At 67.6% G+C, this 26,773-nt stretch carries 25 protein-coding genes and 1 riboswitch; of the genes, 11 read left to right on the top strand and 14 right to left on the bottom strand.

What is annotated here, in order from left to right; genetic code table 11:
- Positions 1-5 precede the first annotated feature (5 nt).
- The 3 genes from xdhB to EU513_RS08750 form a co-directional block, all read right to left on the bottom strand.
- A complete protein-coding gene (gene xdhB / locus EU513_RS08760) occupies positions 6-2,291 on the bottom strand; it encodes a xanthine dehydrogenase molybdopterin binding subunit (RefSeq protein WP_129625505.1) in 2,286 nt (761 codons plus the stop codon).
- Complete coding sequence (locus tag EU513_RS08755; RefSeq protein ID WP_129625504.1) at positions 2,288-3,727, bottom strand: xanthine dehydrogenase small subunit; 1,440 nt, start codon at positions 3,725-3,727, stop codon at positions 2,288-2,290. Before EU513_RS08755 ends, xdhB begins: the two co-directional genes overlap by 4 nt.
- A 250-nt stretch (positions 3,728-3,977) precedes the next feature.
- Complete coding sequence (locus tag EU513_RS08750) at positions 3,978-4,808, bottom strand: bifunctional allantoicase/(S)-ureidoglycine aminohydrolase (RefSeq protein WP_129625503.1); 831 nt, start codon at positions 4,806-4,808, stop codon at positions 3,978-3,980.
- 88 nt (positions 4,809-4,896) lie between these two features.
- Between EU513_RS08750 and EU513_RS08745 the strand changes: the two genes are divergently transcribed.
- Positions 4,897-5,922: an endonuclease/exonuclease/phosphatase family protein gene (locus EU513_RS08745; RefSeq protein ID WP_129625502.1), complete on the top strand. Its 1,026-nt coding sequence runs from the start codon at positions 4,897-4,899 to the stop codon at positions 5,920-5,922.
- On the opposite strand, the gene EU513_RS08740 is transcribed toward EU513_RS08745, so the two are convergent.
- Genes EU513_RS08740 through uraD form a run of 3 tightly spaced genes read right to left on the bottom strand, consistent with a single transcriptional unit; the run spans position 5,895 to position 7,814 of the window.
- Positions 5,895-7,013 carry a glycerate kinase gene (locus tag EU513_RS08740; protein ID WP_129625501.1) on the bottom strand — a complete coding sequence of 373 codons (1,119 nt, stop codon included), beginning with the start codon at positions 7,011-7,013 and terminating at the stop codon, positions 5,895-5,897. The two genes, EU513_RS08745 and EU513_RS08740, sit on opposite strands and share 28 nt — an antisense overlap.
- Positions 7,014-7,017: 4 nt before the next feature.
- Positions 7,018-7,344 carry a hydroxyisourate hydrolase gene (uraH, locus tag EU513_RS08735; protein WP_129625500.1) on the bottom strand — a complete coding sequence of 109 codons (327 nt, stop codon included), beginning with the start codon at positions 7,342-7,344 and terminating at the stop codon, positions 7,018-7,020.
- Positions 7,344-7,814, bottom strand: a complete 471-nt coding sequence (uraD, locus tag EU513_RS08730) for a 2-oxo-4-hydroxy-4-carboxy-5-ureidoimidazoline decarboxylase (protein ID WP_240795982.1) — start codon at positions 7,812-7,814, stop codon at positions 7,344-7,346. The genes uraH and uraD overlap by 1 nt, the downstream gene beginning before the upstream one ends.
- A 201-nt stretch (positions 7,815-8,015) precedes the next feature.
- Here uraD and EU513_RS08725 point away from each other — a divergent pair, with 201 nt between their 5' ends.
- On the top strand, positions 8,016-8,714 hold the full coding sequence (locus EU513_RS08725) for an aspartate/glutamate racemase family protein (protein WP_129625498.1): 699 nt from the start codon (positions 8,016-8,018) through the stop codon (positions 8,712-8,714).
- On the opposite strand, the gene EU513_RS08720 is transcribed toward EU513_RS08725, so the two are convergent.
- A complete protein-coding gene (locus tag EU513_RS08720) occupies positions 8,711-10,156 on the bottom strand; it encodes a protein kinase (RefSeq protein ID WP_129625497.1) in 1,446 nt (481 codons plus the stop codon). The two genes, EU513_RS08725 and EU513_RS08720, sit on opposite strands and share 4 nt — an antisense overlap.
- A gap of 56 nt (positions 10,157-10,212) precedes the next feature.
- On the opposite strand from EU513_RS08720, the gene EU513_RS08715 reads away from it, so the two are divergent.
- On the top strand, positions 10,213-11,007 hold the full coding sequence (locus EU513_RS08715; RefSeq protein ID WP_129625496.1) for a nucleotidyltransferase domain-containing protein: 795 nt from the start codon (positions 10,213-10,215) through the stop codon (positions 11,005-11,007).
- A gap of 127 nt (positions 11,008-11,134) precedes the next feature.
- Positions 11,135-11,302 carry an anti-sigma factor gene (locus EU513_RS15890; protein ID WP_168990219.1) on the top strand — a complete coding sequence of 56 codons (168 nt, stop codon included), beginning with the start codon at positions 11,135-11,137 and terminating at the stop codon, positions 11,300-11,302.
- 9 nt (positions 11,303-11,311) lie between these two features.
- Here EU513_RS15890 and EU513_RS08710 read toward each other — a convergent pair whose 3' ends face one another.
- Positions 11,312-13,558 carry a cation-translocating P-type ATPase gene (locus tag EU513_RS08710; RefSeq protein WP_129625495.1) on the bottom strand — a complete coding sequence of 749 codons (2,247 nt, stop codon included), beginning with the start codon at positions 13,556-13,558 and terminating at the stop codon, positions 11,312-11,314.
- 93 nt (positions 13,559-13,651) lie between these two features.
- On the opposite strand from EU513_RS08710, the gene EU513_RS08705 reads away from it, so the two are divergent.
- Positions 13,652-14,458, top strand: coding sequence for a thioesterase family protein (locus tag EU513_RS08705; protein WP_239700853.1), 807 nt, complete (start codon positions 13,652-13,654; stop codon positions 14,456-14,458).
- Between the two features lie 8 nt (positions 14,459-14,466).
- On the opposite strand, the gene EU513_RS08700 is transcribed toward EU513_RS08705, so the two are convergent.
- The 4 genes from EU513_RS08700 to EU513_RS08685 are packed head-to-tail and all read right to left on the bottom strand — an operon-like array spanning position 14,467 to position 19,092.
- Positions 14,467-15,384 carry an N-acetylglucosamine-6-phosphate deacetylase gene (locus EU513_RS08700; RefSeq protein WP_129625494.1) on the bottom strand — a complete coding sequence of 306 codons (918 nt, stop codon included), beginning with the start codon at positions 15,382-15,384 and terminating at the stop codon, positions 14,467-14,469.
- Positions 15,381-16,382 carry an ABC transporter ATP-binding protein gene (locus tag EU513_RS08695; protein WP_129625493.1) on the bottom strand — a complete coding sequence of 334 codons (1,002 nt, stop codon included), beginning with the start codon at positions 16,380-16,382 and terminating at the stop codon, positions 15,381-15,383. Before EU513_RS08695 ends, EU513_RS08700 begins: the two co-directional genes overlap by 4 nt.
- A 2-nt stretch (positions 16,383-16,384) precedes the next feature.
- Positions 16,385-18,028 carry an iron ABC transporter permease gene (locus tag EU513_RS08690; RefSeq protein ID WP_129625492.1) on the bottom strand — a complete coding sequence of 548 codons (1,644 nt, stop codon included), beginning with the start codon at positions 18,026-18,028 and terminating at the stop codon, positions 16,385-16,387.
- Complete coding sequence (locus tag EU513_RS08685; protein WP_129625491.1) at positions 18,028-19,092, bottom strand: thiamine ABC transporter substrate binding subunit; 1,065 nt, start codon at positions 19,090-19,092, stop codon at positions 18,028-18,030. Before EU513_RS08685 ends, EU513_RS08690 begins: the two co-directional genes overlap by 1 nt.
- 16 nt (positions 19,093-19,108) lie before the next feature.
- A riboswitch (TPP riboswitch) is annotated at positions 19,109-19,216 on the bottom strand.
- 145 nt (positions 19,217-19,361) lie between these two features.
- Here EU513_RS08685 and EU513_RS08680 point away from each other — a divergent pair.
- Positions 19,362-19,712, top strand: a complete 351-nt coding sequence (locus EU513_RS08680) for a DUF4235 domain-containing protein (RefSeq protein WP_168990218.1) — start codon at positions 19,362-19,364, stop codon at positions 19,710-19,712.
- 137 nt (positions 19,713-19,849) lie between these two features.
- Here EU513_RS08680 and EU513_RS08675 read toward each other — a convergent pair whose 3' ends face one another.
- Entirely contained in the window at positions 19,850-20,824 is a 975-nt protein-coding gene (locus EU513_RS08675) for a LysR family transcriptional regulator (RefSeq protein ID WP_168990217.1), read from the bottom strand.
- Positions 20,825-20,934: 110 nt separating this feature from the next.
- Between EU513_RS08675 and EU513_RS08670 the strand changes: the two genes are divergently transcribed.
- Positions 20,935-22,299, top strand: coding sequence for a M28 family peptidase (locus EU513_RS08670; RefSeq protein ID WP_240795981.1), 1,365 nt, complete (start codon positions 20,935-20,937; stop codon positions 22,297-22,299).
- Positions 22,300-22,367: 68 nt separating this feature from the next.
- Here the strand turns inward: EU513_RS08670 and EU513_RS08665 are convergent, their stop codons facing one another.
- A complete protein-coding gene (locus EU513_RS08665) occupies positions 22,368-22,892 on the bottom strand; it encodes an Lrp/AsnC family transcriptional regulator (RefSeq protein ID WP_129625487.1) in 525 nt (174 codons plus the stop codon).
- Between the two features lie 65 nt (positions 22,893-22,957).
- Here EU513_RS08665 and EU513_RS08660 point away from each other — a divergent pair, with 65 nt between their 5' ends.
- The 4 genes from EU513_RS08660 to EU513_RS08645 all read left to right on the top strand — a co-directional run bounded on the left by EU513_RS08660 (position 22,958) and on the right by EU513_RS08645 (position 26,767).
- Entirely contained in the window at positions 22,958-24,082 is a 1,125-nt protein-coding gene (locus EU513_RS08660) for a thiamine pyrophosphate-dependent dehydrogenase E1 component subunit alpha (protein WP_129625486.1), read from the top strand.
- Complete coding sequence (locus EU513_RS08655) at positions 24,079-25,110, top strand: alpha-ketoacid dehydrogenase subunit beta (RefSeq protein WP_129625485.1); 1,032 nt, start codon at positions 24,079-24,081, stop codon at positions 25,108-25,110. The genes EU513_RS08660 and EU513_RS08655 overlap by 4 nt, the downstream gene beginning before the upstream one ends.
- Positions 25,103-26,386, top strand: coding sequence for a dihydrolipoamide acetyltransferase family protein (locus EU513_RS08650; RefSeq protein ID WP_240795980.1), 1,284 nt, complete (start codon positions 25,103-25,105; stop codon positions 26,384-26,386). Before EU513_RS08655 ends, EU513_RS08650 begins: the two co-directional genes overlap by 8 nt.
- 72 nt (positions 26,387-26,458) lie before the next feature.
- Positions 26,459-26,767 carry a DUF4333 domain-containing protein gene (locus EU513_RS08645; RefSeq protein ID WP_129625483.1) on the top strand — a complete coding sequence of 103 codons (309 nt, stop codon included), beginning with the start codon at positions 26,459-26,461 and terminating at the stop codon, positions 26,765-26,767.
- Positions 26,768-26,773: the final 6 nt, after the last annotated feature.

Genomic DNA, 26,773 nt, shown 5'->3' with positions numbered 1-26,773 from the left:
GATCCTCAGTCGGGATCTGACGAGTTGCCCGCGCGGGCATCCTCCAACGCCCAGAACACCGCTTCCGGCGTGGCCGGGCAACCGATCTCGATGACCGCTCCCCCGTCACCGAACGCCGCGGCAGCCTGTCGCAGCGCCTCGCGCACCGAGAAAGCCAGCATGAGCGGTGGCTCACCGACGGCCTTCGAGCCGTAGACGACGCCGTCCTCATGGGCGTTCTCCAGCAGCTTCACGTTGAACTCGTGCGGCATCTCCGAGAAGCTCGGCAGCTTGTAGGTGGACGCGGCCTGCGTGGCCAGGCGTCCGCGCGTCGGCTTGTCGCTGGTGTCCCACCGAAGATCCTCGAGCGTCAACCAGCCCGCGCCCTGCACGAAACCGCCCTCGATCTGTCCGATGTCGACCAGCGGCGACAGGGAGTCGCCGACGTCGTGGACGATGTCGACCCGACGGGTCGTGTACGCGCCGGTGAAGCCGTCGACCTCGACCTCCGCCGCGGCGACGCCGTACGCGAAGTACTTGAACGGGTTTCCCTGCACGATCGAGGCGTCCCAGGACAGACCCTCGGTGCGGTAGTAGCCCGCCGCCCAGAGCTGGACCCGGTCGAAGTAGGCCTTCTTCACCAGATCGTCCCATCCGATCTCCTCCTGCATGTCGGCCTTGACCTTCTCCAGCCGCGCAAGGATCTGCTCACACGCGTCCTTGACCGCCCCACCGTTGAGGTCGGCACCCGAACTTGCAGCTGTGGCAGAGGTGTTCGGCACCTTGTCGGTACGCGTCGGCGCGAGGCGCACCCGGTCGAGCGGGATACCGAGCGTGGTCGCCGCGACCTGCAGCATCTTCGTGTGCAAGCCCTGGCCCATCTCGGTGCCGCCGTGGTTGATCAGCACCGAGCCGTCCTTGTAGACGTGCACCAACGCGCCCGCCTGGTTGAACGAGACGAAGTTGAACGAGATGCCGAACTTCACCGGCGTGATCGCCAAACCGCGCTTCACGTCGTCGTGCGCGGCGTTGAACTGCTCGACCTCGGCCATCCGGCGGTCGAGTTCGCCGTTGCTCCAGACCTGGTCCCAGCAGGCAACCATCCGGTGCGGATGACGCACCTCCTGGCCGTACGGGGTCTCCTGACCCTCCACGTAGAAGTTCTTGCGCCGCAGTTCATGGGCCGGGATACCGAGCGCCGGCGCGCAGCGTCCGAGAAGGTCCTCGGTGACCAGCATGCCCTGCGGTCCACCGAACCCACGGAACGCAGTCTGTGACGTCTTGTGCGTCTTGGCGATGCGCCCACGCACTCGGACATTCGGCAACCAGTACGCGTTGTCGGTGTGACACAGCGCCCGGGCGAGTACCGGCTCGGACAGGTCGAGGCTCCACCCACCATCAGCAGTGAGCAGGGTGTCGAGCGCGACGATCTTGCCCTCGCCGTCGAACCCGACCTTCCACGAGGAGTGGAAGCCGTGCCGCTTGCCGGACATCGTCATGTCCTGATTCCGGTTGAGCCGCAGGCGGACCGGGCGTCCGGTGAGCTTGGCACCGAGTGCGGCGATGGCGGCGAAGCCGTGCGGCTGCATCTCCTTGCCACCGAAGCCGCCACCCATACGCAGGCACTGAACGGTGACTTCGTGCGCCTCGACGCCGAGCACGTGCGACACGATGTCCTGCGTCTCGGTGGGGTGCTGGGTGCTGCACTGGATGAAGACCTGGCCGTTCTCGTCGATCAGTGCGAGCGAGGTGTGGGTCTCCAGGTAGAAGTGCTCCTGCCCGGCGAACTCGAACTCGCCCTCGAACACATGAGCTGCCTGCGCGAACGCGGTCTCGATGTCGCCGCGCATCATGGTCGGTGTCGCACCCTGGAAACTCTCGGCCTCGATCGCCTCGGTGACCGTGATGAGCGCCGGGAGCGGCTCGACCTCGAGCTTGACCGCGGCGGCACCACGACGGGCTGCTTCGAGGTTGTCGGCGAGCACCCAGCACACGGCGTGCCCGTAGAACATGACCTCGTCCGGGAACAACGGCTCGTCGTGCTTGATGCCGGCGTCGTTGATCCCGGGCACGTCGTCGGCGGTCAGCACCCGCACCACGCCGGGGACGTCGTACGCCGGCTGGACGTCGAGCAGGGTCACCTTGCCGTGCGCGACCTCGGACCGCACCGGGTACGCGTGCAGCGTGCCGGCCGTGCGGCCCACCAGATCGTCGGTGTACAGCGCCGCACCGGTGACGTGCAGATCAGCCGCCTCATGCGGCATCTCTTGTCCGACAACGGCATTCATCGGACGCTGGGAAAGGGTGCTCATGACGCGACCTCCTCGGTCGTCTGCGCGAACAACTTCGGCAAGGACGTACGCAGCGTCGCGGCGCGGTAGCGGGCGCTGGCTCGGTGGTCGTCCATCGGCGTGCCTTCGCCGCCGAGGACCTCACCCGCCGCTGCAGCCGTCTGCCCCGTCCACGGCTTGCCCTCGAGCGCCTGCTCGGTGGCGGTTGCCCGGATCGGAGTGGCCGCGACGCCGCCGAGTCCGATGCGTGCCTTCTTGACCACGCCGTCGTCGATGTCGAGCGCGATGCCGACGGCCACGCTGCTGATGTCGTCGAAGCGACGCTTGGCGATCTTGTGGAAGGCCGTCACCCCACTGAGCGGCAACGGAATCCGGATCGCCTTGATGAGCTCGTCCGGGTCGCGGACGGTCTGGCGGTAACCGGTGAAGTAGTCGGCCAGCGGCACCTCGCGCTCCCCGCCGGGGCCAGCGAGGACGAGGTCCGCCTCAAGCGCGAGCAGCGCGGGAGGGGTGTCGCCGATGGGCGATCCGGTGCCGAGATTGCCGCCGATCGTGCCGCCGTTGCGAATCAGGCGGGAGGCGAACTGCGGGAACAGCTGGGCCAGCAGCGGGACACGTCCGTCGAGCAGGCGCTCGGCCTCACTGAGGGTCAGTGCGGCGCCGAGTTCGACGAAGTCTTCGTTCATCTCGAAGCCGCGCAGTTCGGCGAGCCGGTCGATCGCGACGACCAGCGGTGCACGCACGCCCTTGATGTTCACGTCGACGCCCCAGTCGGTGGAACCGGCGACGACGACCGCGTCCTCGTCGCCGGAGATGATCGAGAGTGCCTCGTCCAGGGACGTGGGGCGCACGAACCGTCCGTAGTGGTGCTCGACGCTGGTGGCAGCGCCTTCGGGCGCCGGCGAGGAGAGGCGGGTGACCCGCTCGTCGCTCTCGTCCGCGTCGCCGAGTGCGTACGCGGCGTCCCGGATCGGGCGGTAGCCGGTGCAGCGGCACAGGTTGCCCGACAGCGAGTGCAGGTCGAACCCGTTGGCCCCGTGCTCCTCGCTGTCGTCGCCCCCGGCCTCGCGATCGGGGCGGTAGAACTCGGCGGCCATCGAGCAGATGAAGCCGGGGGTGCAGTAACCGCACTGCGATCCACCACGCACGGCCATCTCGCGCTGCACCGGGTGCAGATCGTCGGGCGTACCGATGCCTTCGGCGGTGACCACCTCCTGGCCGTCCAGCGTGAGCGCCGGGATGAGGCAGGCGTTGATCGCGGTCCAGCGCGAACGGCCGTCGGTGTCGGGGCGAAGCACCATGATCGAGCAAGCCCCGCACTCACCCTCGGCGCAGCCTTCCTTGGCTCCGGTGAAGCCGCGGTCGCGGACGTAGTCGAGGGCGTTGGTGGACGGATCGATCCCGGCCATCGAACTTGCGCGTCCGTTGAGGATCATCTCGGGTTGTCCAGAAGTCATGCTTTCACTCCCCAGTGCAGTCGGCGCTCGGCCGCTGGACGGTCTACCCGGGAAACCGGGAGCATGGTTGCTGATGCCTTACCGGCGCCCGGTTATCCATGCGAACGGGCACCCGTCCGAGCCACAGTACGGACTCGCCCGACAGAACGGAAGGTTTCGCTGGGGGAAATATGTATTTCGTCTGGTGGAATCTCGCGGACGCGAACGGCCGGTTCGCTGCCTGCGTCACCGGCCGTCCGTCGAAGCCGACTCAGACCAACTGACGGCTGAGCACCGCGTGCCGATTGACGTCCTTGTAGAGCAGGTAGCGGAAGCGTCCGGGTCCGCCGGAGTAGCAGGCCTGCGGGCAGAACGCGCGCAGCCACATGAAGTCGCCCTCCTGCACCTCCACCCAGTCCTTGTTGAGCAGGTAAACGGCCTTGCCCTCCAGCACGTACAACCCGTGCTCCATCACGTGGGTCTCCGGGAACGGGATCACACCGCCGGGCTCGAAGTTGACGATGTTGACGTGCATGTCGTGGCGGATGTCGGTCGGGTCAGCGAATCGCTGTGTGGTCCAACGACCTTCGGTACCGGGCATCTCTGCGCCGGGGACGTCGTCCTCGTGGGTCACGAAGGCCTCGGGCACCTCGATGCCCTCGACCCGCTGGTACGCCTTGCGGATCCAGTGGAAGGTGGCGTTCTCGCTGCCCTCGTTGTGCAGCGTCCACTGCGCCTGTGGCGGCAGGAAGACGTAGCTTCCCGGACGCAGGTCGTGGCTCTGGCCGGCGAGGGTCAGCTTGAGATTGCCCCCGACGACGAACAAGACACCTTCGGCACCCGGATCGAGTTCGGGTTTGTCCGAACCTCCACCCGGAGCAACCTCGAGGATGTACTGCGAGAACGTCTCGGAGAACCCGGAGAGGGGCCGGGCGATGATCCACAGTCGGGTGTCGTCCCAGAACGGCAACAGGCTGGTGACGATGTCGCGCATCGTGCCGCGCGGCAGCACGGCGTACGCCTCGGTGAACATGGCGCGGTCCGTGGTGAGGTCGGTCTGTTGCGGCAGCCCACCCTTCGGAACGTAATAGGTGTTGGTCATGAGCGTCCTTCCGTAACTGTTCGTACTGCATTCAAGCGGTCGGGGCCCGGCCGTGCCGGTACCGGTGCCGGTGGGTATACCTGGTCGTGTGCAAGAACTGGACGAACGAGCAACTCCCCACCCGACGGCACGACGGCCGTCGAGCTGGTGGGCTCTGACCGCGATCAGCTTCGCTGTCCTCGGCTTCGCGCTGCTGCCGATCGTGCCCTCCACCGCACGACTCGGCCGGCTCTCCGTGCCGGTACTCCAGACCCTCTGGCCGGTCATGCTGGCGCTCGGACTTCTGGTGATGGTGATCGGAGTCCGGCGCCGTCACACCGTGGCCTGCGTGCTCGCTGCCTGCGCGGCGTTCGCAGCGCTGGTGCCGATCAACCACTGGCGGCCGGCCGGCTGCGCGGACGGCGAGACGCCCACCGGAAATCTCTCGGTGCTCACCGCGAACGCCTATGTCGCAAACGCCGACCTGCAGGCGCTGAGCACGGTCGTCCTCGACCGGGACGTCGACCTCCTGGTGGTGCCGGAAGCGACGAACGATTTCGTGGCGCAGTTCTCCGAGACCACAGGTGGACGACGGCTCACCCACCGCACCCGTGTCACCCGGGACGACGGGTTCTCCGGTACCGCGGTGCTTTCCCGATTGCCCATCGAACAGATCGGCGGAGCCACCGGCGGTTCGGCCAGGCACACATTCGATCAGCCGGCAGTGCGACTGATTGTCGCCGGCTTGCCCGTCACCGTTCAAGCCGTGCATCCCTACCCCCCGGTGGAAGAGGTGCGCAGTTGGGACGCTTCGCTGCGCGAGCTGGGCCGTTGGCAGCGGGCGAGCACGGACGAACACCTCGTGCTCGCAGGCGATTTCAACGCATCGTGGGCCCATCCCGCTTTCCGAGACGCGGTGGGTGGCCTGCACGATGCCGGCCCGTCTTGGGGTCCTTTCGACCGTCCGACCTGGCCCGTCGGTGGACGTCTGCCGAGCTTCGTGACGATCGACCACATCATGGTGCGCGGCTTCGAATCGACCGATGCGGCGGCCATCGACGTGCCGGGCAGCGACCACCGTGCGGTCTGGAGCAATCTGCGCCTGTGTCACAGCAACGCGAAGCCGGCAACCTGAGCGCCGATCTGCTCCAGCAGGCGGTCCCCCTGTGTCATCGCCTCGTCCTGATCGCGTGCGACGTCCATCAGTGCGTACGCCCTGCGCACGCCGAGCCGGGACAGTCCGTCGGCGCCGAGCTTGTTCACTCCGCATACAGCGACGACCGGAACGCCTTGTGCTGCAGCCAGTTTGGCGACGGCTGCGGGTGCCTTGCCATGCAACGTCTGCTCGTCGAGGGCTCCCTCGCCGGTGATCACCAGGTCGGCGCCGACGACAGCCTGCGGCAGGCCGACCATCTCGAAGAGCAGTTCGGCACCCGGACGCAGTTCGGCACCCAGCAGCGCGACGGCGGCGAAACCCACTCCGCCAGCAGCTCCCGCCCCGGCGACATCGTGGCGGTCGGCGCCGGTTGCCTTCGCAACCACGTCCGCCCAGCGTCCGAGGCCGGCGTCGAGTTCGCGCACCTGCTCGGTCGAGGCACCCTTCTGCGGGCCGTACACGGCAGCTGCTCCGCGCTCCCCGGTCAGCGGGTTGTCGACATCGCAGGCGAACAACAGTTCTGCATCGGCCAGACCGCGATGAAGACCCGTCAGGTCGAGCTCGGCCACATCATCCAGTCCGGCTCCGCCCGGTGCGATGTCAGCGCCGTTCGAGTCCAGCACGCGAGCACCGAGCGCCTGCGCCATGCCGGCGCCACCGTCGGTGGACGCGCTCCCGCCGATGCCGATCACCAGGGTGCGCGCTCCGGCGTCCAGAGCCGCGGCGATGACCTCACCGAGCCCTCGACTGGAGGCGTTCATCGGGTCGAGATCGTCGCCCAGCATCGCCAGGCCGCTCACCTCGGCCATCTCCACGACCGCGCGCTCGCCGTCACGCACGTAGGCAGTGTCGATCGTCCGTCCGACCGGATCGGTCGCCGTCAGAGTCTCCCGCCGGAAGCCGGCATGCTCGGCAGCGGCGAGCGTGCCGTCGCCACCGTCGGCGACCGGCACGGTGACCACGTCCAGGTCGGTCACCACACTGCGCAAACCCCGCTCGAGGGCCTCGGCGACCTGTGCAGCCGTCAGCGTGCCCTTGAACTTGTCCGGCGCGATGACCACCCGAGTCATGTCGTCAGCTGCCCCGGTAGGTGCTGAAACCGTAGGGGTTCAACAGGATCGGCACGTGGTAGTGCTGGTCGGCGTCCGCGATCGTGAACGCCACCGTGATCTCGGGGTAGAACGACTGCTCGCCGAGGCCGTCGAAGTAGTCCTTCGCGGCGAAGTGCAGGCGGTAGTCACCCACCTCCATGCGCTCGGGACCGATCTCCCCGACGCGACCGTCGGCGTTCGTGACGCCTTCACCCAATTGCTCACCGGCCAGCGTCTCCAGCGTGATGCGGACGCCTTCGGCCGGCTTGCCGCGACTGGTGTCCAGAATGTGTGTGCTCAACGTGCCCATCAGCGTGCAACCTCTTCAAGTCGCAGCAACGCGATCTCGCGCAACTGCGCGACGGTCTCTTCTCGTTCGGTCTCGTCGTCGTTGGCCAAGCGGCGTTCCAACTCGCTCAGGATCTCCGGAGCGGTGCGCCCCTTGGCCCGGATCAGGAAGACACGGTCGAACCGCTCCTCGTACGCCTCGTTGCCGGTACGCAGTCGCTCAATCACGTCCTGATCGCTCTGGTCGAGGCCGGCCTGCTCCTTCGCGGAATGCTCGGCCTGGTGGTCGGGACTGGAGGCGCGCTCACCGATGCGCGGGTGACCGGCCAGGGCAGCGTCGAGCTCGTCGTCGTCGAGCGCCCCGGCCGATGCCTCGGCCTGCGCGAGGAGCGCTTCGCGCGAGTCGTACGGACGAGCGGCCGCGACCTCCCCCGCCCAGCGCTCGACCGGCAAGCACGCAAGCAGCGCCTCGTGAACCTGTTCCTCATTCATGGCGTTGAATAGGGAAGGGGCGCTCATCTGGGCTCCTCGGAATCTCAAACTTCCGCGATTCGGAAGTTTAGTTACGCATGGCGGAACGCTAGTCGGGTGCGCCCACCCGGTCAAGGATCGTGCCGTCCGGCGAGACGGTCAATCCGTCCCAGTTGTACAAACCCGGTCGCATGACGGCCGCAGGGGTGATTGGCTGGACTCATGTCCTCCTCGACGCAGACCATCGGCCTCATCGGCGGACTCTCCTGGGAGTCGACCGCCGAGTACTACCGCCTCGCCAACGAGACCGTGCACAGCAGGCTCGGCGGCCTGCACTCGGCACGCGTCCTGCTCAGCAGCCTCGACTTCGCGCAGATCCAGCAACTCCAGGATGCCCGCGACTGGGATGCCCTGGGCTCCGTGCTCGGCGGCGAGGCCAAGCGCCTCGAAGCCGCCGGGGCCACGATGATCCTGCTGTGTTCCAACCCGTTGCACGTGGTCGCCGACCGCATCGACGACGCAGTCGACGTGCCGCTGATCCATATCGCCGACACCGCCGGCGCGGCCGCGAAGAACGCCGGAATGAAGGAGGTCGGCCTGCTCGGCACCGCGTTCACGATGAACGAGACGTTCTACACCGAACGCCTGGAACGTCAGGGCCTGACCGTCCACACGCCCGCGCAGGGAGCGGTGGGTGAGATCAACCGGATCATCTACGACGAGTTGTGCGTCGGCATCGTCAACGAGAAATCGCGCCGCTACTTCCGGTCGGTCATGCAGGACCTCGCCGACCGCGGCGCCGAGGGAATCATCCTGGGCGCCACCGAGATCGAGTTGCTCGTGACCGCCATGGACGCCGACGTGCCGATCTTCCCGACGACCCGCCTGCACATCAAGGCCGCGCTGGACGAAGCTCGTTAGTCCTCGATCTCGATCCCGAAGGCGCGGACCAGCGGTTCGATGCCGTCGACCCAACCGGCCATCACGTTGCGCATCTTCCACAGGCCGCCCCGGCGGTAGACCCGCAGCAACACGACCGCCTTCTCCTCGGTCAGCACCGTCGTGTCGAGTTCCAGCGCAGCATCACCGATCTGCACCTTGACCGCGAGCTGCTGTCCGCCGAGCGGGTGGTCGTCCGACAGAGCGACGTTGACCGCGCGGCAATCGTCCGGGAGTTCGGTCAGATCGATCCGAATTCCGTTGTCCCGCAAGGTCACCGCCCCGGACGCCGAGACAGGATTGTTGAAGAAGACGAACGAGGATTCAGCAAGAGCCTGACCGTTGCCGTCGACCTCGAAGGCCATCGGGTCGACCGGTTCGCCGACACCGGCGCCGACCGTCGCGTGCACCTCGACGACGGTGCCCGGCAGCGCGGAGTTCTGCCCGGGCGCGAGGACGGTCGCGCCGGCCAACGCGTCCGGATGAACAGTGTTGTTGGAAGCCCCGGGCACGGGCTCGGACGGGTTGGGTTCAGGTTCAGGTTCAGTGCAGCGAATCACCATCGTCGAGACCTCGGTGATGTCCTCGTCCAGGGCCGCCGGCGGGGTCGCCGCAAGCGCCTGCTGCAGCGCGGCGGCGAAGTCCTTCGCGGATGCGTACCGCTGCTCGGGCTGTTTGGCCAGACCACGATGGACGACCTCGCTCACCGGCTGCGGGACACCCGCCGGCAGGGGCGGCACCGGCTGCTGGATGTGTGCCATGGCCAAGCCGACCGCGGTGTCGGCCCTGAACGGCCACGCACCGGTGAGCATCTCGAAGGCGACGACCGCGAGCGAATAGACGTCGGAGGAGGGCCCGACCTCGTGACCGAGGGCAGCTTCTGGCGGCAGGTACTGCGGGGTGCCGAGCACCTCGCCCGCCCTGGTCATTCCGGCCGAGCCGAGTGCGCGGGCGATGCCGAAATCGGTGAGCTTGGCGGTGCCGTCGGGCGTCACGACGATGTTCGCGGGCTTCACATCGCGGTGGACGATGCCTTTGACGTGGGCCGCGTCGAGCGCGGTCGCAGCTTGAACGAGGAGTGCGACGGTGTCGGCCGGCGACAGCGGAGCTCGCGCCCGGATGATCGACGACAACGGATCGCCCTCGACGAGTTCCATGACCAGGTAAGCGGATCCGTCGTCCTCGCCGTAGTCGTGGACCTGGGCGATGTTTCCGTGGGACAGCTTCGCGGCGTTGCGTGCCTCGGTACGGAAGCGTTCGAGGAAGTCAGGATCGTCGCTCAAACCGGCGTGCAGCATCTTCACCGCGACCGGACGGTCGAGGACCTCGTCGTGTGCCCGCCAGACCTCGCCCATGCCGCCTCCGGCGATACGGGTACGCAGACCGTAACGGTTGCCGACCCTGGTCGCTGCCGCTGCGTCCATCACTCTCCCCTCCGCGCGCCAACCCTAGTGCGCGTGCGCGCGGCTAGCCTCGACTCATGTCTACCCCGCAGCTGCCGTCGGACGTCCGAGCGACCGCCCAACGGGCGGTGCGACTCATCGACGAGCGCCTGCCGGGCTACCTGGACGGGATGTACCTGCACGGGTCGCTGTGCTGGGGCGAGTACTTCGACGACAGCGACATCGACTTCGTCGCCACCACGACCCGGCGCCCGAACGAGACCGACATCGCCAAACTGCAGCAGATCCACCGCGACCTGCCCGACCACTTCGACGGCTTCTACGTGCCGACCACCCAGCTCGCCGAGGACCCGTCCGTCCTGCCGGTGCACCCGGGCGTGCTGCACGGCAAGTTCACCGTGGCCCATCACTGCGACGCCAACCAGGTGACCTGGCAGGAACTGGCCGAGCGCGGCATCACCGTGCACGGCCCGGACGCCGGCGAACTCGACATCTTCACCAGCGACACAGTGCTCGAGCTCAACACCCGGACCAATCTCGAGGGCTACTGGTTGCCACGGCTGCAGGGGCTGGTCGACACCCCGGACGCCGGGATTTCCCCTCGCGAAGCGGCGTGGAGCGTGCTGGGAGTACTGCGGCTGCACCACGCGCTGACCCAGCACGCGATCACGTCCAAGTCGGGTGCCGGACGCTGGGGACTGGAGGCGATGGACGAGCGCCACCGCCCGGTCATCGAGCACGCCTTGGCGTGGCGGGAGGAGGGCCGGGACGACGGCGCCTTCGCCGACGATGCCGCCCGGCAGAGCGTCACCGTCGACCTGATGTCAGACGTCCTGGGTCAGCACGACCTGCACCCGACCGACACTCCCTGACGCCGACGCGAGATCTCCCGATAAAATCTTCGCGACAGGTGCATCCACCGGCCACCGAACGCTCGCGCTTGCCCCGGCCGCTGCCCACGGGTCCGCCGCGGCGCCCGTCGGCGCGAACATCACCGTGGTGGTGATCAGCATCGGCTTCGTGCACGGCACCGAGCCGCAGCAGTTCGTCATCGACCCGCGACTGCTGGACGAGGGCTACGTGATCGTCGATGTATCGCGCGAGCCGCTGGACGGCAACCGGAAACACTCCGGCGACAGCATCGTTCGCGGCACACTGCCGATCTGAGTTCTCCGTTCAGTCGCCGCCGTGGGTCGGACGGAAACCCTTGAGACGCAACGAGTTACCGACGACGAACAGGGACGAGAACGCCATCGCGAGACCGGCGACCATCGGGCTCATCCGACCCGACATCGCCAGCGGGATCGCCGCGACGTTGTAGCCGAACGCCCAGGTCAGGTTGCCGTAGATCGTCCGCAGCGTGCTGCGCGACAACTCGACGGCGGTCGCGACCTTGCGCGGGTCACCGCTCATGATCGTGATGTCGGCGGCCTGCATGGCGGCGTCCGTGCCGGTGCCCATCGCGATACCGAGATCGGCCTGGGCCAGCGCCGCCGCATCGTTCACCCCGTCGCCCACCATCGCGACCTTGCGTCCCTGTTCCTGCAGGTGTCGGATCTGCTCGGCCTTGTCGGCAGGAGTGACCTGCGCGATGACCTCGTCGATGCCGAGTTCCGCGGCAACGGACTGCGCCACGGACTCGTGATCCCCGGTCAACAGCACCGGACGCAACTCCAGCGCCTTGAACGCCGAAACGGCCTGCGCCGCAGTCTCCTTGGGCTGGTCGGCCACTTTCACGAAGCCGCGAGCCGCGCCGTCCCAGCCGACGATGACCACGGTGCCACCGCCGTCCCGCGCCCGGTCGACTTCGGCGGTGAGTTCGTCCGAGAGCGACATCCCTGAGTCGGTGAGCAGCTTCTCCTGTCCGACGACCACCGGCACCCCGCGGACGGTGCCGCGCACTCCGAAACCGTCGACCGTCTGGAAGTCGTCGACCTCGGGCAGCGGCGGCTCCTCCGCACGCACGATGGCCTGGGCGATCGGGTGCTGCGAACCCGCTTCGACCGCGGCAGCGGCACGACGTACCGCCTTGCCGCCGTGGACGTCGACGACCGACATCTCGCCCGTGGTGAGCGTGCCCGTCTTGTCCAGCACGACGGTGTCGATGCCGCGGGAGGTCTCCAGTGCCTGCGGACCGCGGATCAGGATGCCCAGCGAGGCCCCTCGACCGGTGCCGACCAACAACGCTGTCGGAGTGGCGAGACCGAGCGCGCACGGGCAGGCGATGACGAGTACGGCCACCAGGGCGGTGAAAGCGGTTGCGAGCGACCCGCCGATAGTCCACCAGCCGATGAAGGTGACCAGTGCGACAGCGAGCACGATCGGCACGAAGATGCTCGACACCTTGTCGGCCAGCCGCTGCGCGTTGGCCTTGCCGGTCTGCGCCTGCTCCACCATGCGAGCGATCCCGGCCAGCGCGGTGTCGGAGCCCACGCGGGTGGCGCGAACAACGAGACGGCCGCTCACATTGACCGTTGCGCCGGTGACGTCATCGCCGATGCTGACGTCGACCGGCACCGACTCACCGGTCATGGCGGACGTGTCGATGCTCGACCTGCCCATCTCGACGACGCCGTCGGTGGCGACCTTCTCACCCGGTCGGACGACGAAGTGATCGCCGACCCTGAGCTGCGACAACGGGATTCGTTGCTCGGTCTTGTCGCGCAGGACAGCGACATCCTTCGCGCCGAGTTCGGCGAGGGCCCGCAGTGCCTCGGCGGACGAGTGCTTGGCCCGGGCCTCGAGGTAACGACCGGTCAGCAGGAATGCCGAGACACCCGCCGCAGCTTCGAGGTAGATCGCACTCGATGCGTGCTCGGGGTGCATGAGGAGCTCGAAGTGGTGCTTGAGGCCGAGTTCGCCGGCGTCGCCGAAGACCATGGCCCAGACCGACCAGAGGTACGCGGCCAGCGTGCCGAGGCTGACGAGGGTGTCCATGGTGGAGGCGCCGTGCTTGGCGTTGGTCCAGGCGGCGCGGTGGAACGGCAGCGCGCCCCAGAGCACGACCGGCGTAGTGAGTGCCAGAGCGACCCACTGCCAGCCGGTGAACTGGAACGCCGGCACCATCGACAACAGGATCACGGGCAGGACGAGTGGCCAGACGATCATCAAGCGACGCTTGAGCACCTCGGCAGGTGCCACCTCGTGATTCATGTGGTCGTGCGTATCGTGCGTGCGCTCGGACGCGCCGTAGCCGGTCTTCTCCACGACCCCGATCAGATCATCGACCGTGATCGGGCGCGGCGCCCGCACCAGCGCCTTCTCGGTCGCATAGTTCACCGAGGCGCTCACACCGTCGACCCGGTTGAGCTTCTTCTCGATACGCGCCGCGCACGACGAACACGTCATTCCGGTGATGTCGAGCTCGACATCCCGCAGATCGCCGTTCGCGTCGGCCTTCCGGACATCCTGATCTGTGGTCATGTGGACTCACCTCCGCCTTTCACTATACCCCTAGGGGGTATAAACGCCCAGCCCGGTCGTCCATTCCCTGTTTCCGAAACTACGCTCGATCGAGTGAGCCTCGATCCGCACTCCGACGCCTACTACCGGCGCATCGACGAGAACACCTTCATGCCCACTCTGCACGCCCAGGGTGCCTGGCAGGACGCCGAGCAGCACATGGCCCCGATCAGCGCGTTGATGACCTACATGCTCGAGGCGCACGAGCCTCGTGACGACATGCAGATCGGCCGCATCACCTGGGAGATCCTCGGCATGATCCCGGCCGCGGAGTCGCACATCGAGGTGGTCACGCTGCGCCCGGGACGCACCATCGAACTGCTCGAAGCCACCCTCACGATCGGCGGCCGCGTGATCATCCGCGCCCGCGCCTGGCGGCTTTCGGTGCAGGACACAACCGCTCGTGCCGGAAACGAACTGCCCGCAATGGACGGGCCGGAGCACGCGGCTCCCATGGACCCGACGAAGGAGTGGCCCGGTGGCTACATCGCCTCGCTCGAGATGCGACAACTGCCCGGTGGACGCGACGGACGCCGGTCGGTCTGGATCCGCACGCGTCCGACGCTGGTCGAGGGCGAGCGGGCCACTCCGGTGGCCGCTCTCGTCACCCGCGTCGACACGGCCAACGGAGTCGCGACGAGGTTCCGCCCGACCGAACTGATGTTCCCGAACGTCGAGTTGTCACTGCACCTGATCCGGACGCCACGACCAGGCTGGGTCGGTCTGGACACGGCGGTCACCTTCGGACCGACCGGCCTCGGCCTCACCTCGACGACGGTCCACGACGAGGACGGCCCGGTCGGCAAGATCGAGCAGTGCCTGACCGTGCGCGAGTTCCCGGACCGGAGCTCGGCCGAGTAGCTGCCTGCTCAGAGCCGGAGCGCTCGGCGTGGGGTCACGGACGCCGCGGTGAGCACGTCGGCTTCGGGCAGACCCGCCACGTCGACCGCCCAACGGACACAGTCAGCCAGCGTAGAGGTGCTGCCGGCGATCGAACCCCCCTGCACGAGGCGGGCAGTGCCACCTTCCACCCGCACGTCGAGCGTGCCGATCCGGTAGGGACCGTCGCTGAGCCCGGTCGCGGCCATCGAATCCGAGACCAGCACGATCGTCTCGGGACCGAGGGTCTCGAAGACCATCCGAACCACCTCGGGTGCGACGTGGACGCCGTCGGCGATCAGTTCGACGAACACGTCTCCGCGGCCCGCTGCTGCGAGCGCGACCGCCACCGGACCACCGGCGCGGTGGTGCATCGGCGGCATGCCGTTGAACAGATGCGTGATCACTGCCGGATGTCCCGACCTTTCGACCACGTGATCGATCGCAGCCGTCACGGTGGCGGCATCGGCATTCGTATGGCCGATCGCGGGGGTGATGCCGTGGTCGACCAGCACGCCGATCAAACCTCGGGTGTCACCACGTTCGGGAGCGAACGTCATCTGGCGCAACGCATTCGGCGCTCCGGCGTGCTCCGCGACGGCCGCGAGTTGCTCGATCAACCCGCGGTCGGCATCGCGCAGGGCGGTCGGGTCGTGAGCGCCGCGCCGCGCGTCCGACAGGAAGGGGCCTTCGAGGTGGATGCCGAGCAACGTGCCGTCGGCGACGAGCGGGGCGAGCACGCGCACCGAGTGCTCCATCGTTTCTGCCGTGCCGGAGACGAGGCTGGCGACAAGCTGCGAGACCGTTTGCGACCGGTGATAGCCGGCGGCGGCGCGACTTCCCTTCACGTCTGCGCCGAACTCATGACCGAGTGCGCCGTGACAGTGGATGTCGATGAGTTCGGTCATGCTTCGGCCTTCGACGTGGTGATCGCGTGCGGGTTGAGTTCCAGCCTGACCGATTCGTCTGGACGCGCGGACGACGGGTCGTCCCCCACCGCCGGGACGAGGCCGACGCCGGGCAGCTCGACGGTCAGTGCCGAACCCCCGCTCACCGCACGCGCCTCCCGTACGACTCCTTCGAACGTGCCGGCATCGGAGACGCGGAAAGCGTTGTCGCGCATCAGGACCGATCCGTCGGCGTTCGCTCCAGGAAGGCCGGCGGACGACCAGCGCCGGGCATCCACCTCGGTTCGGTAGCCGAGCATGCGCGCCACCTCCCGGCCGCGTGGGTCACGCCAGACCTGCTGCGCCGGACCGTGCTGCACGATGCGGCCGGCGAGCATGACCGCCAGCTGATCGGCGACAGTCAGTGCTTCGTCATGGTCGTGCGTGACCAGCAATGCGGTCGTGCCCGTCTCGGTGAGGATGCGGCGCAGATCGGTGGCCAGCCGCTCTCGCAGGTCGCGGTCGAGAGCCGACAGCGGCTCGTCCAACAGCAGCAGTCGCGGTCGTGGGGCGAGCGCTCTGGCCAGCGCCACGCGCTGCTGTTGTCCGCCGGAGAGCGTGTTGATCGAGCGCTTCTCGTAGCCGGCGAGTCCGACGAGCTCCAGCAGTTCGGTGATCCGGGCGGTGCGTTCGCGGGACGGAACCCCCTGCCGCCGCAGCGGGTAGGCGATATTGCCGCCTACGTCGAGATGTCCGAACAGTTGCCCGTCCTGGAACATCAACCCGAACCCACGGCGGTGGGTCGGTACGCGCGTGACGTCCTGACCGTCGAAACCGACGGTGCCGGCTTCGAGGTCCTGCAGTCCGGCGATGACCCGGAGCAGGGTGGACTTTCCGCAACCGGACGGTCCGAGGATCGACATCACCTGGCCCATCGCAAGCTCGAGGCAGACGTCGTTCACGGCCACCGTCGTGCCGAAACGGACGCGGATGTCGTTCACCACCAGTCCCTCTTGCATGCTCACCAACTTCCCGTCCGACCGCGCAGTCGCTCGACCGCGACCATGATCGTCGCAGTCACACCGGCGAGGATCACGGACGCCGCGAGGGCCATGCCGAAGTGGTCGGCACCGGGGCGGCCGATCAGTTGGTAGATCACGACCGGCAGAGTCGGATTCTCCGGCCGCGCAAGGAAACTCGTCGCGCCGAACTCACCCAACGACACGGCGAAGGCGAACCCGGTCGCAGCCAGCAGCGGCTTCGTCAAAACCCGCCGGTCCACGTCCCAGAACACCCTCATCGGACTGGCACCGAGTGCAGCGGTCGCTTCCCGTTCCCGCGGGTCGACCGAGCGCAGAGCGGGCGCCATCACCCGCACCACCAGTGGCAGAGCGACGAGCGCCTGCGCGATCGGGACGAGGAGCGGCGACGAGCGCAGGTCGAGTGGCGGCTCGTCCAACGCGATCAGGAAGCCGAACCCGACGGTGACCGCGGAGATACCCAGCGGCAACATGAAGGTGGCGTCCAGCGCCGACAGCAGACGGCGTCCGCCCGCCGAGGTCGGACGCCGGGTGATCACGAAGCTGACCAGCAGTCCGAGGAGCATCGCGAGCAAGGTGGCGTCGACCGCCACCCGCAACGAGGTCAGCAGCGCATCGAAGACGCTGACCTGCAGGGCCGGCACCGATCCGACCTGTGTGAGCTTGCGGTAATGGCCCAAGCCCCAGCCATCACCGACCTGCAGCGACCGGGCGACGAGGGTGACGAGCGGCGCCAGCACGAAGATCAACGCGGCGCCGGTGAGCAGTACGTGAGGCAGATCGCTGCGCCGAACCCGTTGCTGCACAGAGGTGCCCGATCGAAGACGGGTCTCGCCACGGTCGGTGATGCGTTCGGTCAGCAACAGCAGTGAGATCACGACCAGTGCCTGCAGCAGGCTCAGCACCGCGGCGGCGCGCAGGTCGAGGAAGTTCGTGGTCAGCAGGTAGATCTCGGTCTCGACCGTCGAGTAGCGCACCCCGCCGAGTGTCAGCACCACGCCGAAGGACCCGGCACAGAAGAGGAACACCACCATCGCGGCGGAGACGACGGCCGGACGCAACGCCGGCAGAGTGACGGTTCGCAGCACCGTCCACGGACTCGCGCCGAGCGAGGCCGCAGCCTCGGCCTGCCGTGGATCGAGCGACTGCCAGCGTCCGCCGACGGTGCGCACGACCACCGCGATGTTGAAGAACACCAGGGCGGCGAGAATCGCCTGCCACGAGCCGTCCCAACCCAGGAAATCCAAGGGACCGGACGTCGACAGCAGGCTGCGGAACGCGATGCCGACCACGACGGTCGGCAGCACGAAGGGCATCACCAGCAGCCCGCGCACCAGCCCCGTCAGCGGCAGTTTCAGCCGGTAGGTGACGTACGCGATCGGCACGCCGAGCAGCACGGTGATGAGCGTCGCGAGCGAGCTGATCCACACCGTGAACCAGACGACGCGGCGGGTGCGTGGCCGCGTCAGGACGTCACGTACCGCGTCCAAGGACCATTGCCCGTCGAGGTGCAGGCCTCGGGCGACCATCGCCGACACGGGCAGCAGGAAGAACACCGCCAGGAAGGCCAGCGGGATCAGTGCTGCGAGCGCCGGAACGAGCGATCGCCCGAGGCGAGTACGCATCACCCGGAGACGGCGTCCTGCCAGCGGCGCAGCCAGTCGTCCCGGTTCTTCGTGATCTTCGTGGGGTCGACCTGCAACGGCTTGTCCGGCACCTTGACCGCGGTCTGCCAGGCGTCGGGCAGCTTCACCTGGTCATCGACCGGGAAGACGTACATGTTCTTCGGCATCGACGCCTGGAACTTCTTGCCGAGCATGAAGTCGATGAACGCCTTCGCGCCGGGCTCGTTCTTCGCGCCCTTCAGCACGCCGGCGTACTCGACCTGCCGGAAGCAGGAGTCCGTCATGGCGGACGTCGTCGGCTTGCCGTCCTTGATCGTGTCGGCGGGAGAAGTGTTGTACGACAACACGATCGGACGCGTCCCCTTGCCGCCGCCGGCGGTGTAGTCGACGCCCCACGCGTCGCTCCAACCGCTGGTGACCTTCACGCCGTTCGCCTTGAGCTTCTTCCAGTAGTCCTGCCAACCGTCGTCGCCGTACTTCGCGACAGTGGCGAGCAGGAAGGCCATACCGGGCGAGGACGTCGCGGCACCGGGCGTGACGAAGAGGTCCTTGTGCTCGGGCTTGGTGAGGTCGTCCAGGCTTTGCGGCTTCGCCTTTTTCTTCGCGGCGAACCAGGCGTCGTCGACGTTGACGCACACGTCACCGAAGTCGATCGGAGCGAGCGACTGCGCGGCTTCGCCGGGCAACGCGTACTTCGATGCGCTCTTCGGGAGTGCCTTCGGTTCGTTGGCGGCGAGGGCGCCGGAGTCGACGACCCGGGAAGCGAAGGTGTTGTCGATGCCGAACACGACGTCGCCCGTCGGGTTGCCCTTGGCGAGTACGACCGAGTTGGCGAGCTTGCCCGCGTCCCCGGAGGCGAGCACCTGCAGTTGGTATCCCGTGGTCTTGGTGAACTCGGCCTGCACGTCCTTGGGGATCACGAACGACTCGTGGGTGACGAGCTTGACGGTCGTGACCTTGCCGGACGATGTTGCTGCGGGCTTGTCGTCGCCGGTGCTCGAGCAGCCGGCGATGGCCAGGGCGAGGGTGCCGCAGCACGCGGTGGTGAAGGTTCTCCGGAACAACTGATCCTCCTCGGATGCAAGGAGGGGCTCGACTTCCTACACCGGTACTAACCGGATCAGGTTCGAGGGTCTGCGGCCCGGTCGCCGCACTCTCAGCGCACCGTGCGCTCCCCTGTCGTTTCCGTATCGGACGCTACACCGTCTCGCCGGCGTCTCGTCCGCGGCCGTTCGATGCGGCCGGGATCACAGCCTGAATCATCGGGCGCGCAAACGTGCGGGCCACACGAAACATGGCAGGCTCTGACCAGACAAATCGACCCGATCGGCCGGTGACGGCCGCTGACTTGGAGGAACTCATGGGCTCTGTGGTGTGGAAGATCGTCGCGGCTGCGGCCGGTGTGGCGGCAACTCAGATCGCCAACAAGGTCACCAACCAGGGTTGGCACGCAGTCACCGGACAGCCGGCGCCGGTCGGCAAGCACGACCCGAACTACTCCGCCAAGGAGACCGCGCTGTTCGTCCTGGTCGCCGCCGCCGTCGCGCAGGGTGTGCGCGCGCTGGGTGAGCGCAAGGCCGCCGACTTTTGGACCAAGACCGCCGGTCACCCGCCGCAGGTCGTCGTCAAGGAGCACCAGAAGGCGCTGGAGAAGGCAACGAAGAAGGCCGCCAAGAAGGCCTGACCAACAGCCTCACGTCCGGCCGACCGGGTCGCTTCTGGCCGCCCGGGCCGCGACGCTGCCGTCGGCGCGGCCCGTCGTGATCTGGAATCTGGCGGCCCGTCGTGATCTGGAATCTGTATGTCCGGACGTGGTCCGCGTCAGCTCCACAGATCCCGCGCCGCACGCGGGTGGTGGTCGGACAGTTGGTTCCACCACGAGTACCGCGATGCCGCGGCAGCCACGTGCGCTTCGTACACCGCCGCCGCCGACCGCGCGCAGGCGAGCGCTTCGCTGCGGTCGACCCGGTCGGGGTGCCAACGCACGACCCGGCGTCCGACGATCGGGTTGCCGGCCAGCGGGAGCACTCGGACGCCGATCGGCGGCTCGTAGGTCGGCAGCGCCAGAGCGACCGCGTTCCCGGCTGCGACATAGGGCCAGTAGTCCGACAAGCCTTGTCGTCCATAGGGCGCACGCAGCTTGACACCTTGTGCCGCGAAGAGATTGGTGAGGGCTTCGTCCGTGCCGTCCGGTCTACCGGGTGGGAGCAGCCAGGCGTTGTTCGCCAGGTCCGGCACCGTGAGCGGGCGGCTGGGCGGGGCGGCGTCCTCCGCGATCGCGACCAGGAACGGTTCGTACTCGATGAACTCGATCTCCTGCAGCGGCGCGGGAAGCGGTTGTTCGAACTCGGAGTGCACACCGACGATCACCAGGTCGAGCTCGCCGGAGATCAGGTGCTCGGTGATGACCGAGCTGGACGCGTCCACGATCGGGGTGATCCGCCGGTCGGGCAGCAGGTATTCGAGTTCGACCAATAGTGAGGCGAAGAACGGCGACCGGTTGGCGCCCACGCGCAGCGGTCTCATCCCGTGTTCGAATTCGGCTGCGTCAGTGACGAGTTGGTCGACCGAGTCGAGGATCGACCGGCTGCGCTCGACCACCATCTCCCCGGCGGATGTGAGCGCGACACCCTGCCGACTACGCACGAAGACCGCGCACCCGAGGGCCTGCTCGATACGCGCGATCTGCGCCGACAGCGCCGGCTGGGAGACCCCGAGGCGGGAGGCCGCAGCAGTGATGCTGCCGGTCTCGGCCACGGTGACCACAAGCCGCAGGTGATGGATGTCGACGCGCACAACCCTGAGGTTATGGCCAGGTGGGATTACCGCGATCCGCCACGCGGACTTCAACGTTACTGGTACCCCCGCGATGCCATCTGTTCCATCTGATGAAAAGGAGCTGGCCCTTGACCAGCAAGAAGACCACCCGGCGCGTGCTCACGGCGGCTTTCGCCAGCATTGCGCTGACCGGCGCCGCGGCCCCCTTCCTCCCCACCGCGGACGGAGCCACCACCGCAGCAGCGGTCGCCGCCCCCGATGTCGACCTCACTGCGGTGACCGGCCACCTGCAGCAGTTGCAGACCATCGCGAACAACAACGGCGGCCACCGCCGCGCGGGCAGCGCGGGCTACACCGCGTCCGTCAACTACGTGGTGGGCAAGCTGCAGGCCGCCGGATTCACGGTGACCAAGCAGCGTTGCACCAACTGTGCCTACCCGAGCGACAACATCATCGCCGACTGGCCCGGTGGCGACACGACCAAGACCGTGATGTTCGGGGCCCACCTGGACGGCGTCGCGTCCGGCCCGGCCGCCAACGACAACGGCAGCGGCTCGGCCGCGATCCTGCAGACCGCACTCACCCTCGCGGCCAAGAGCCCGACGATGCTCAACCACGTCCGCTTCGCCTGGTGGACCGACGAGGAGCAGGGCCTCAACGGCTCGCAGTTCTACGTCGACAACCTCAGTTCGACCGCTCGTTCGAACATCAAGGCGTACTACAACTTCGACATGGTCGCTTCGAAGAACGCGGGCTACTTCATCAACAACATCGGCTCGACGCAGTCCGCCCCGATGAAGGAGTACTGGGACAGCCTGGGCCTGCAGCCGGAGGAGAACACCGAAGGTCGCGGCCGCTCGGACGACTACCCCTTCTCCAGCGCCGGCATCCCCGCGTCCGGTTACGCGATGGGCGCGAGCGCACGCAAAACCTCGACCCAGGCCAGCAAGTGGGGCGGCACCTCCGGTGCGGCGTTCGACTCCTGCTACCACTCGGCATGCGACAGCTACCCCGCCAACATCAACACGACGGCCCTCAACCGCGCCGCCGACGGCATCGCGTACACGTTGTGGAAGCGGGCCGTGAATGACGGCTCCAGCACCCCGACGGATCCGACCGACCCGACGACGCCGGCCCCGTTGCCCACGACGACCTTCACCAACAACTACCGCTACACGATCTACGACAACTACACGGTGAACAGCCGGATCACCTCGACGAAGTCGGCGAACGTGACGACGGCCAAGGTGAAGTACTACATCTCGCACAGCTGCATCCAGGACCTGTCGATCAGCCTGGTCGCCCCCGACGGACGCAGCTACCCGTTGGAGTCCAGTTCGTACGGCTCCTGCACGCAGCGTCCGGCGAGCACGGCGGTCGAGAAGACCGTCACCCTCCCGTCGTCCGCGACGAGCGGCACCTGGACGCTGCGGGTGCGCGACAACTACTCCGGTGACACCGGGTACCTCAACGGATGGTCACTGACCGTCTGATCCACCCCAATGACATGTGCCTCCCGCCGCGGAATGCCCCGCCCGCAGCGGGAGGCACAGCCATGTCCTCACGCCTGCCACGGAGTGCCGACCCCACGGGACTCGTCGAACACCAGCCAGGTGCGGGTGCCCAGGACGCCCGGGATGGCCTGGATGCGTTCGAGGACGAGCGTGCGCAGCGAGGCATTGTCGGGCGCGTGCACCTGGACGAGGACGTCGAAGTCCGAACCCATGAGCGAGATGGTGTCCAGATAGGGCAACGTCGCGAGTTCCTCGCTGACCCGGCGCCAGGTGTTCTGCTCGATGTTGATCGCCACGTACGCCGTGGTGGTCAGGCCGGCCGCCGCCGGATCGATGGCGATCGTGAAGCCGGTGATCACTCCTCGTTCACGCAATCGCTCGATGCGCGCGTAGGCCCCGGCCCGACTCAGATGCAGCTTCTCGGCAAGCGCTCGCACGGACAGCCGGGAATCCTCGCGCAACGCCGCCAGGATGCGTGAATCAACCACGTCCAGGGCCGCTGCCGATCGTCCAGCCGTCGGTGCGGAGCGTGCATCACTACTGGACGAATTGACCTTGTCTTCGGCATTCATGAGCCGATCATCCACTCCTTTGTGCCGAACTTGAGCCAGTCGGCCCGGATAGCGACGATAGTGTGATGCAGACCACAGTCCATGATCCGGCGATCGAGGACCTCCTGCCCTCGGCCCGACCGGTGCAGCTGATCGACCCGACCGGCGCCGAGGTCACCCAGACCGGCACCCGTCGTCCTTATGTCATGCCGGACGCCGACCGGCTCCAGGACGTCTGGCGGCACATGGTGATCGGACGCCGCTTCGATCTGCAGGCGACCGCTCTGACCAAACAGGGTCGGCTGGCGGTCTATCCGTCCTCGCGTGGCCAGGAGGCCTGCCAGGTCGCTGCGATCCGTGCGCTCACCGAGCGCGACTGGATGTTCCCGACCTATCGCGAGTCGATGGCTCTGGTGACCCGCGGCATCGACCCGGTCGAGGTGCTGACCCTGCTGCGCGGCAGCGCGCACTGCGGGTACGAGCCGATGAAGCACCGCACGGCCGCCCAGTGCACTCCGCTGGCGACGCAACTGGTGCACGCGGCCGGCACGGCCTACGGTCTCAAACGTCGTGGTGAGGACTCCGTCGCGCTCGGCTTCATCGGCGACGGTGCGACCAGCGAGGGCGATTTCCACGAGGCGCTGAACTTCGCGGCGGTCTTCGATGCGCCCGCGATCTTCTTCGTGCAGAACAACAAGTACGCGATCAGCGTCCCGCTCGCCAAGCAGACGAAGGCACCGTCGTTGGCGTACAAGGGAATCGGCTACGGCGTGACCAGCGAGCAGGTCGACGGCAACGACCCGGCCGCGGTGCTCGCCGTCATGGACGCGGCGCTCGAGCACTGCCGCACCGGCAAGGGTCCGTTCCTCATCGAGGCGCACACCTACCGCATGGACGCACACACCAACGCCGACGACGCGACCCGCTACCGCTCCGGCGACGAGGTCTGCGCCTGGCTCGACCGTGACCCGATCGCGCGTCTCGAGGCGTACTTGCGTTCACGCGGACTGCTCAACGACGACCAGGCCAACGCGGTCCGCCAGGAGGCCGAAGCGTTGGCGTCCGACCTGCGAGACCGCATGAACGCCGACCCCGTTGTCGACCCGATGTCCTTGTTCGACAACGTTTTCCAGTCCACGACGCCTCAGGTTGAGGACGCCCGCGCCATGGTCGTCCGCGAACTGCAGGCCGCCGACGAGGTGACCCGATGACCACCATCGACGCTCCTGCCCGCACCAGCTCGCTGACCTTCGCGAAGGCGATCAACCAGGCGCTGCGCGATGCGATGACCGAGAACGACGACGTCCTGGTCTTCGGTGAGGACGTCGGCACCCTCGGCGGCGTCTTCCGCATCACCGACGGGTTGACCCGCGACTTCGGCGAGGACCGCTGCTTCGACACGCCGTTGGCTGAGTCCGGCATCGTCGGGTTCGCGATCGGCCTGTGTTACACCGGTTTCCGGCCCGTGGTCGAGATGCAGTTCGACGCGTTCGCCTACCCGGCGTTCGAACAGATCGCTTCTCACGTCGCGAAGATGCACAACCGCACCGCCGGCAATGTCACGCTGCCGATGGTCATCCGGGTGCCCTACGCCGGCGGCATCGGTGGGGTCGAGCACCACTGCGACTCCTCCGAGGGCTACTACGCGCACACGCCCGGCCTGAAGGTCTACACCCCGGCCACGCCGCAGGACGCATACTGGATGCTGCGCCAGGCGATCGCCGATCCCGACCCGGTGATCTTCATGGAGCCGAAGGTCCTCTACTGGAGCAAGGCGGACGTAGACACCGAGACTCCCTCGGCACCTGTCGGTCAGGCCGCCGTGCGCCGGCCGGGCAAGGAGGTCACCCTGGTGGCCTACGGTCCCTCGCTGCCGGTGTCGCTGAAAGCGGCCGAAGCAGCCGCCGAAGAGGGTTACAACGTCGAGGTCGTCGATCTGCGCAGCATCGTCCCGTTGGACGACAAGACGGTCATGGAGTCGGTGCGGCGTACCGGGCGCTGCGTGGTGGTGAGCGAAGCGCAGGGATTTGCTGGCGTCGCAGGCGAATTGGCCTCGCGGATCGCCGAACGCTGCTTCCACTCCCTGGCCGCCCCGGTGCTGCGGGTCAGTGGGTTGCCGCTTCCGTATCCGGCGCCGATGCTGGAGCACACCTACCTGCCCGGTGTCGACCGCATCCTCGATGCGATCGACCGATTGCAGTGGGACGACGAGCCGTTCGTCGGTGACAACCGTGGCTGAGCGCGTCTTCAATCTGCCCGACCTCGGCGAAGGGCTCACCGAGGCCGAGATCGTGGAGTGGCTGGTCGAGGACCAAGCAGAGGTGTCGATCGACCAGAACGTCGTGGTGGTCGAGACCGCCAAAGCCACGGTCGAGGTACCCATCCCTTACGCCGGGCGGGTCGCCACTCGCCACGGGAGTACCGGTGATGTCGTCAGGGTCGGCGCCCCGCTGATCACGGTCTCCGACAACGCCCCTGCCACGGAGGCCGTGCAGGGCGAGGACGGCGACGATGGTTCCGGCGCCGTCCTGATCGGGTACGGCACGGGCCACGCCGACCAGACCCGCCGTCGGCGCGCCCCTCGCGGCGCGCTGAACGGCGCCACAGACCGCTCCTGCGTGGACGCCACAGCCTCCCTGCCGTCGGCGTTCACGCAACAGCGTGCCCCGCAGGTCATCTCGCCGCTGGTGCGCAAGCTCGCCGCCGACGGTGGCCTCGACCTGCGCACCCTGCGACCGGCTTCGGGAACTGTGTTGCGACGCAGCGATATCGAGTCGGCGCTCTCGGCCAGGACGAACAAGCAGTCCGCCGAGCCCGAGAAGTCCGTGGTTGCCGCGGACGGCGACGAACGCATCCCGCTGGCCGGCGTCCGCAAGGCCATCGCCGAGAAGCTGTTGGCCTCCCGTCGGGAGATCCCGGACGCCACCACCTGGGTCGACGTCGATGCCACCGAACTGCTGGCCGTGCGCGCACAGTTGAAGTCGTCCGGCATCAGCCTGCTCGCGCTGCTGGCACGGTTCTGCGTCGCCGGACTCCAGCAGTTCCCCGAACTCAATGCGTCCGTCGACGGCGACACGATCGTGCGGCACAAGCAGATCAATCTCGGGTTCGCGGCTCAGTCGCCCCGGGGTCTGGTCGTTCCCGTCGTGCGCGGTGCTCAGGAGATGACCACCCGCCGGTTGGCCGAGGCGCTGGGCGACCTGACTGCTCGCGCCCGCACCGGCGACCTGTCGCCCGGCGAACTCACCGGCGGCACCTTCACGCTGAACAATTACGGCGTGTTGGGAGTCGACGGGTCCACACCGATCCTCAACCACCCCGAGGCAGCGATGCTGGGTGTCGGACGCATCATCGATCGGCCATGGGCGGTCGACGGACAACTCGCCGTCCGCAAGGTCACCCAACTCGGTTTCACCTTCGATCACCGCGTTAGCGACGGCGGTTCAGCCGGCGGATTCCTGCGGTTCATCGCCGATGCGGTCGAGCAGCCGGTGCGACTACTGGCCGACTGCTGAGCCGCCTCGGTGCGCGCATTCCTGCGTAGGATCCACGAGGACAAACCTCAATCTCTCGGAGGAAGAATCATCATGACCAACCGCCTCGGCCGCGCAGCAGCGGCGTCCCTCACCGGTGTCCTGCTCCTCGGCGGGCTCACCGCGTGCAGCAGCGAACCGGCTGTGAAGGAGAAGGACGTCGAGAAGCAGATCGAGCAGCGCATCAAGTCGACCAACCCCGACAAGGAAGTCAAGGACGTCGACTGCGACGACGACCTCAAGGCGAAGGTCGGTGAAGAGGTCAAGTGTGAGGCCGAGGTCGCCGGCTCCAAGCAGAAGTTCAAGGCCGTCGTGAAGTCGGTCAACGGCAAGACCGTCAACTACTCGGTCGAGAAGGACTGATCCTTC

The organism is Yimella sp. RIT 621 (assembly GCF_004146205.1).
GTDB lineage: Bacteria > Actinomycetota > Actinomycetes > Actinomycetales > Dermatophilaceae > Yimella > Yimella lutea.
The sequence above is the reverse complement of the archived record's forward strand: the minus strand, read 5'-3'. Positions and strand labels throughout refer to the sequence as shown.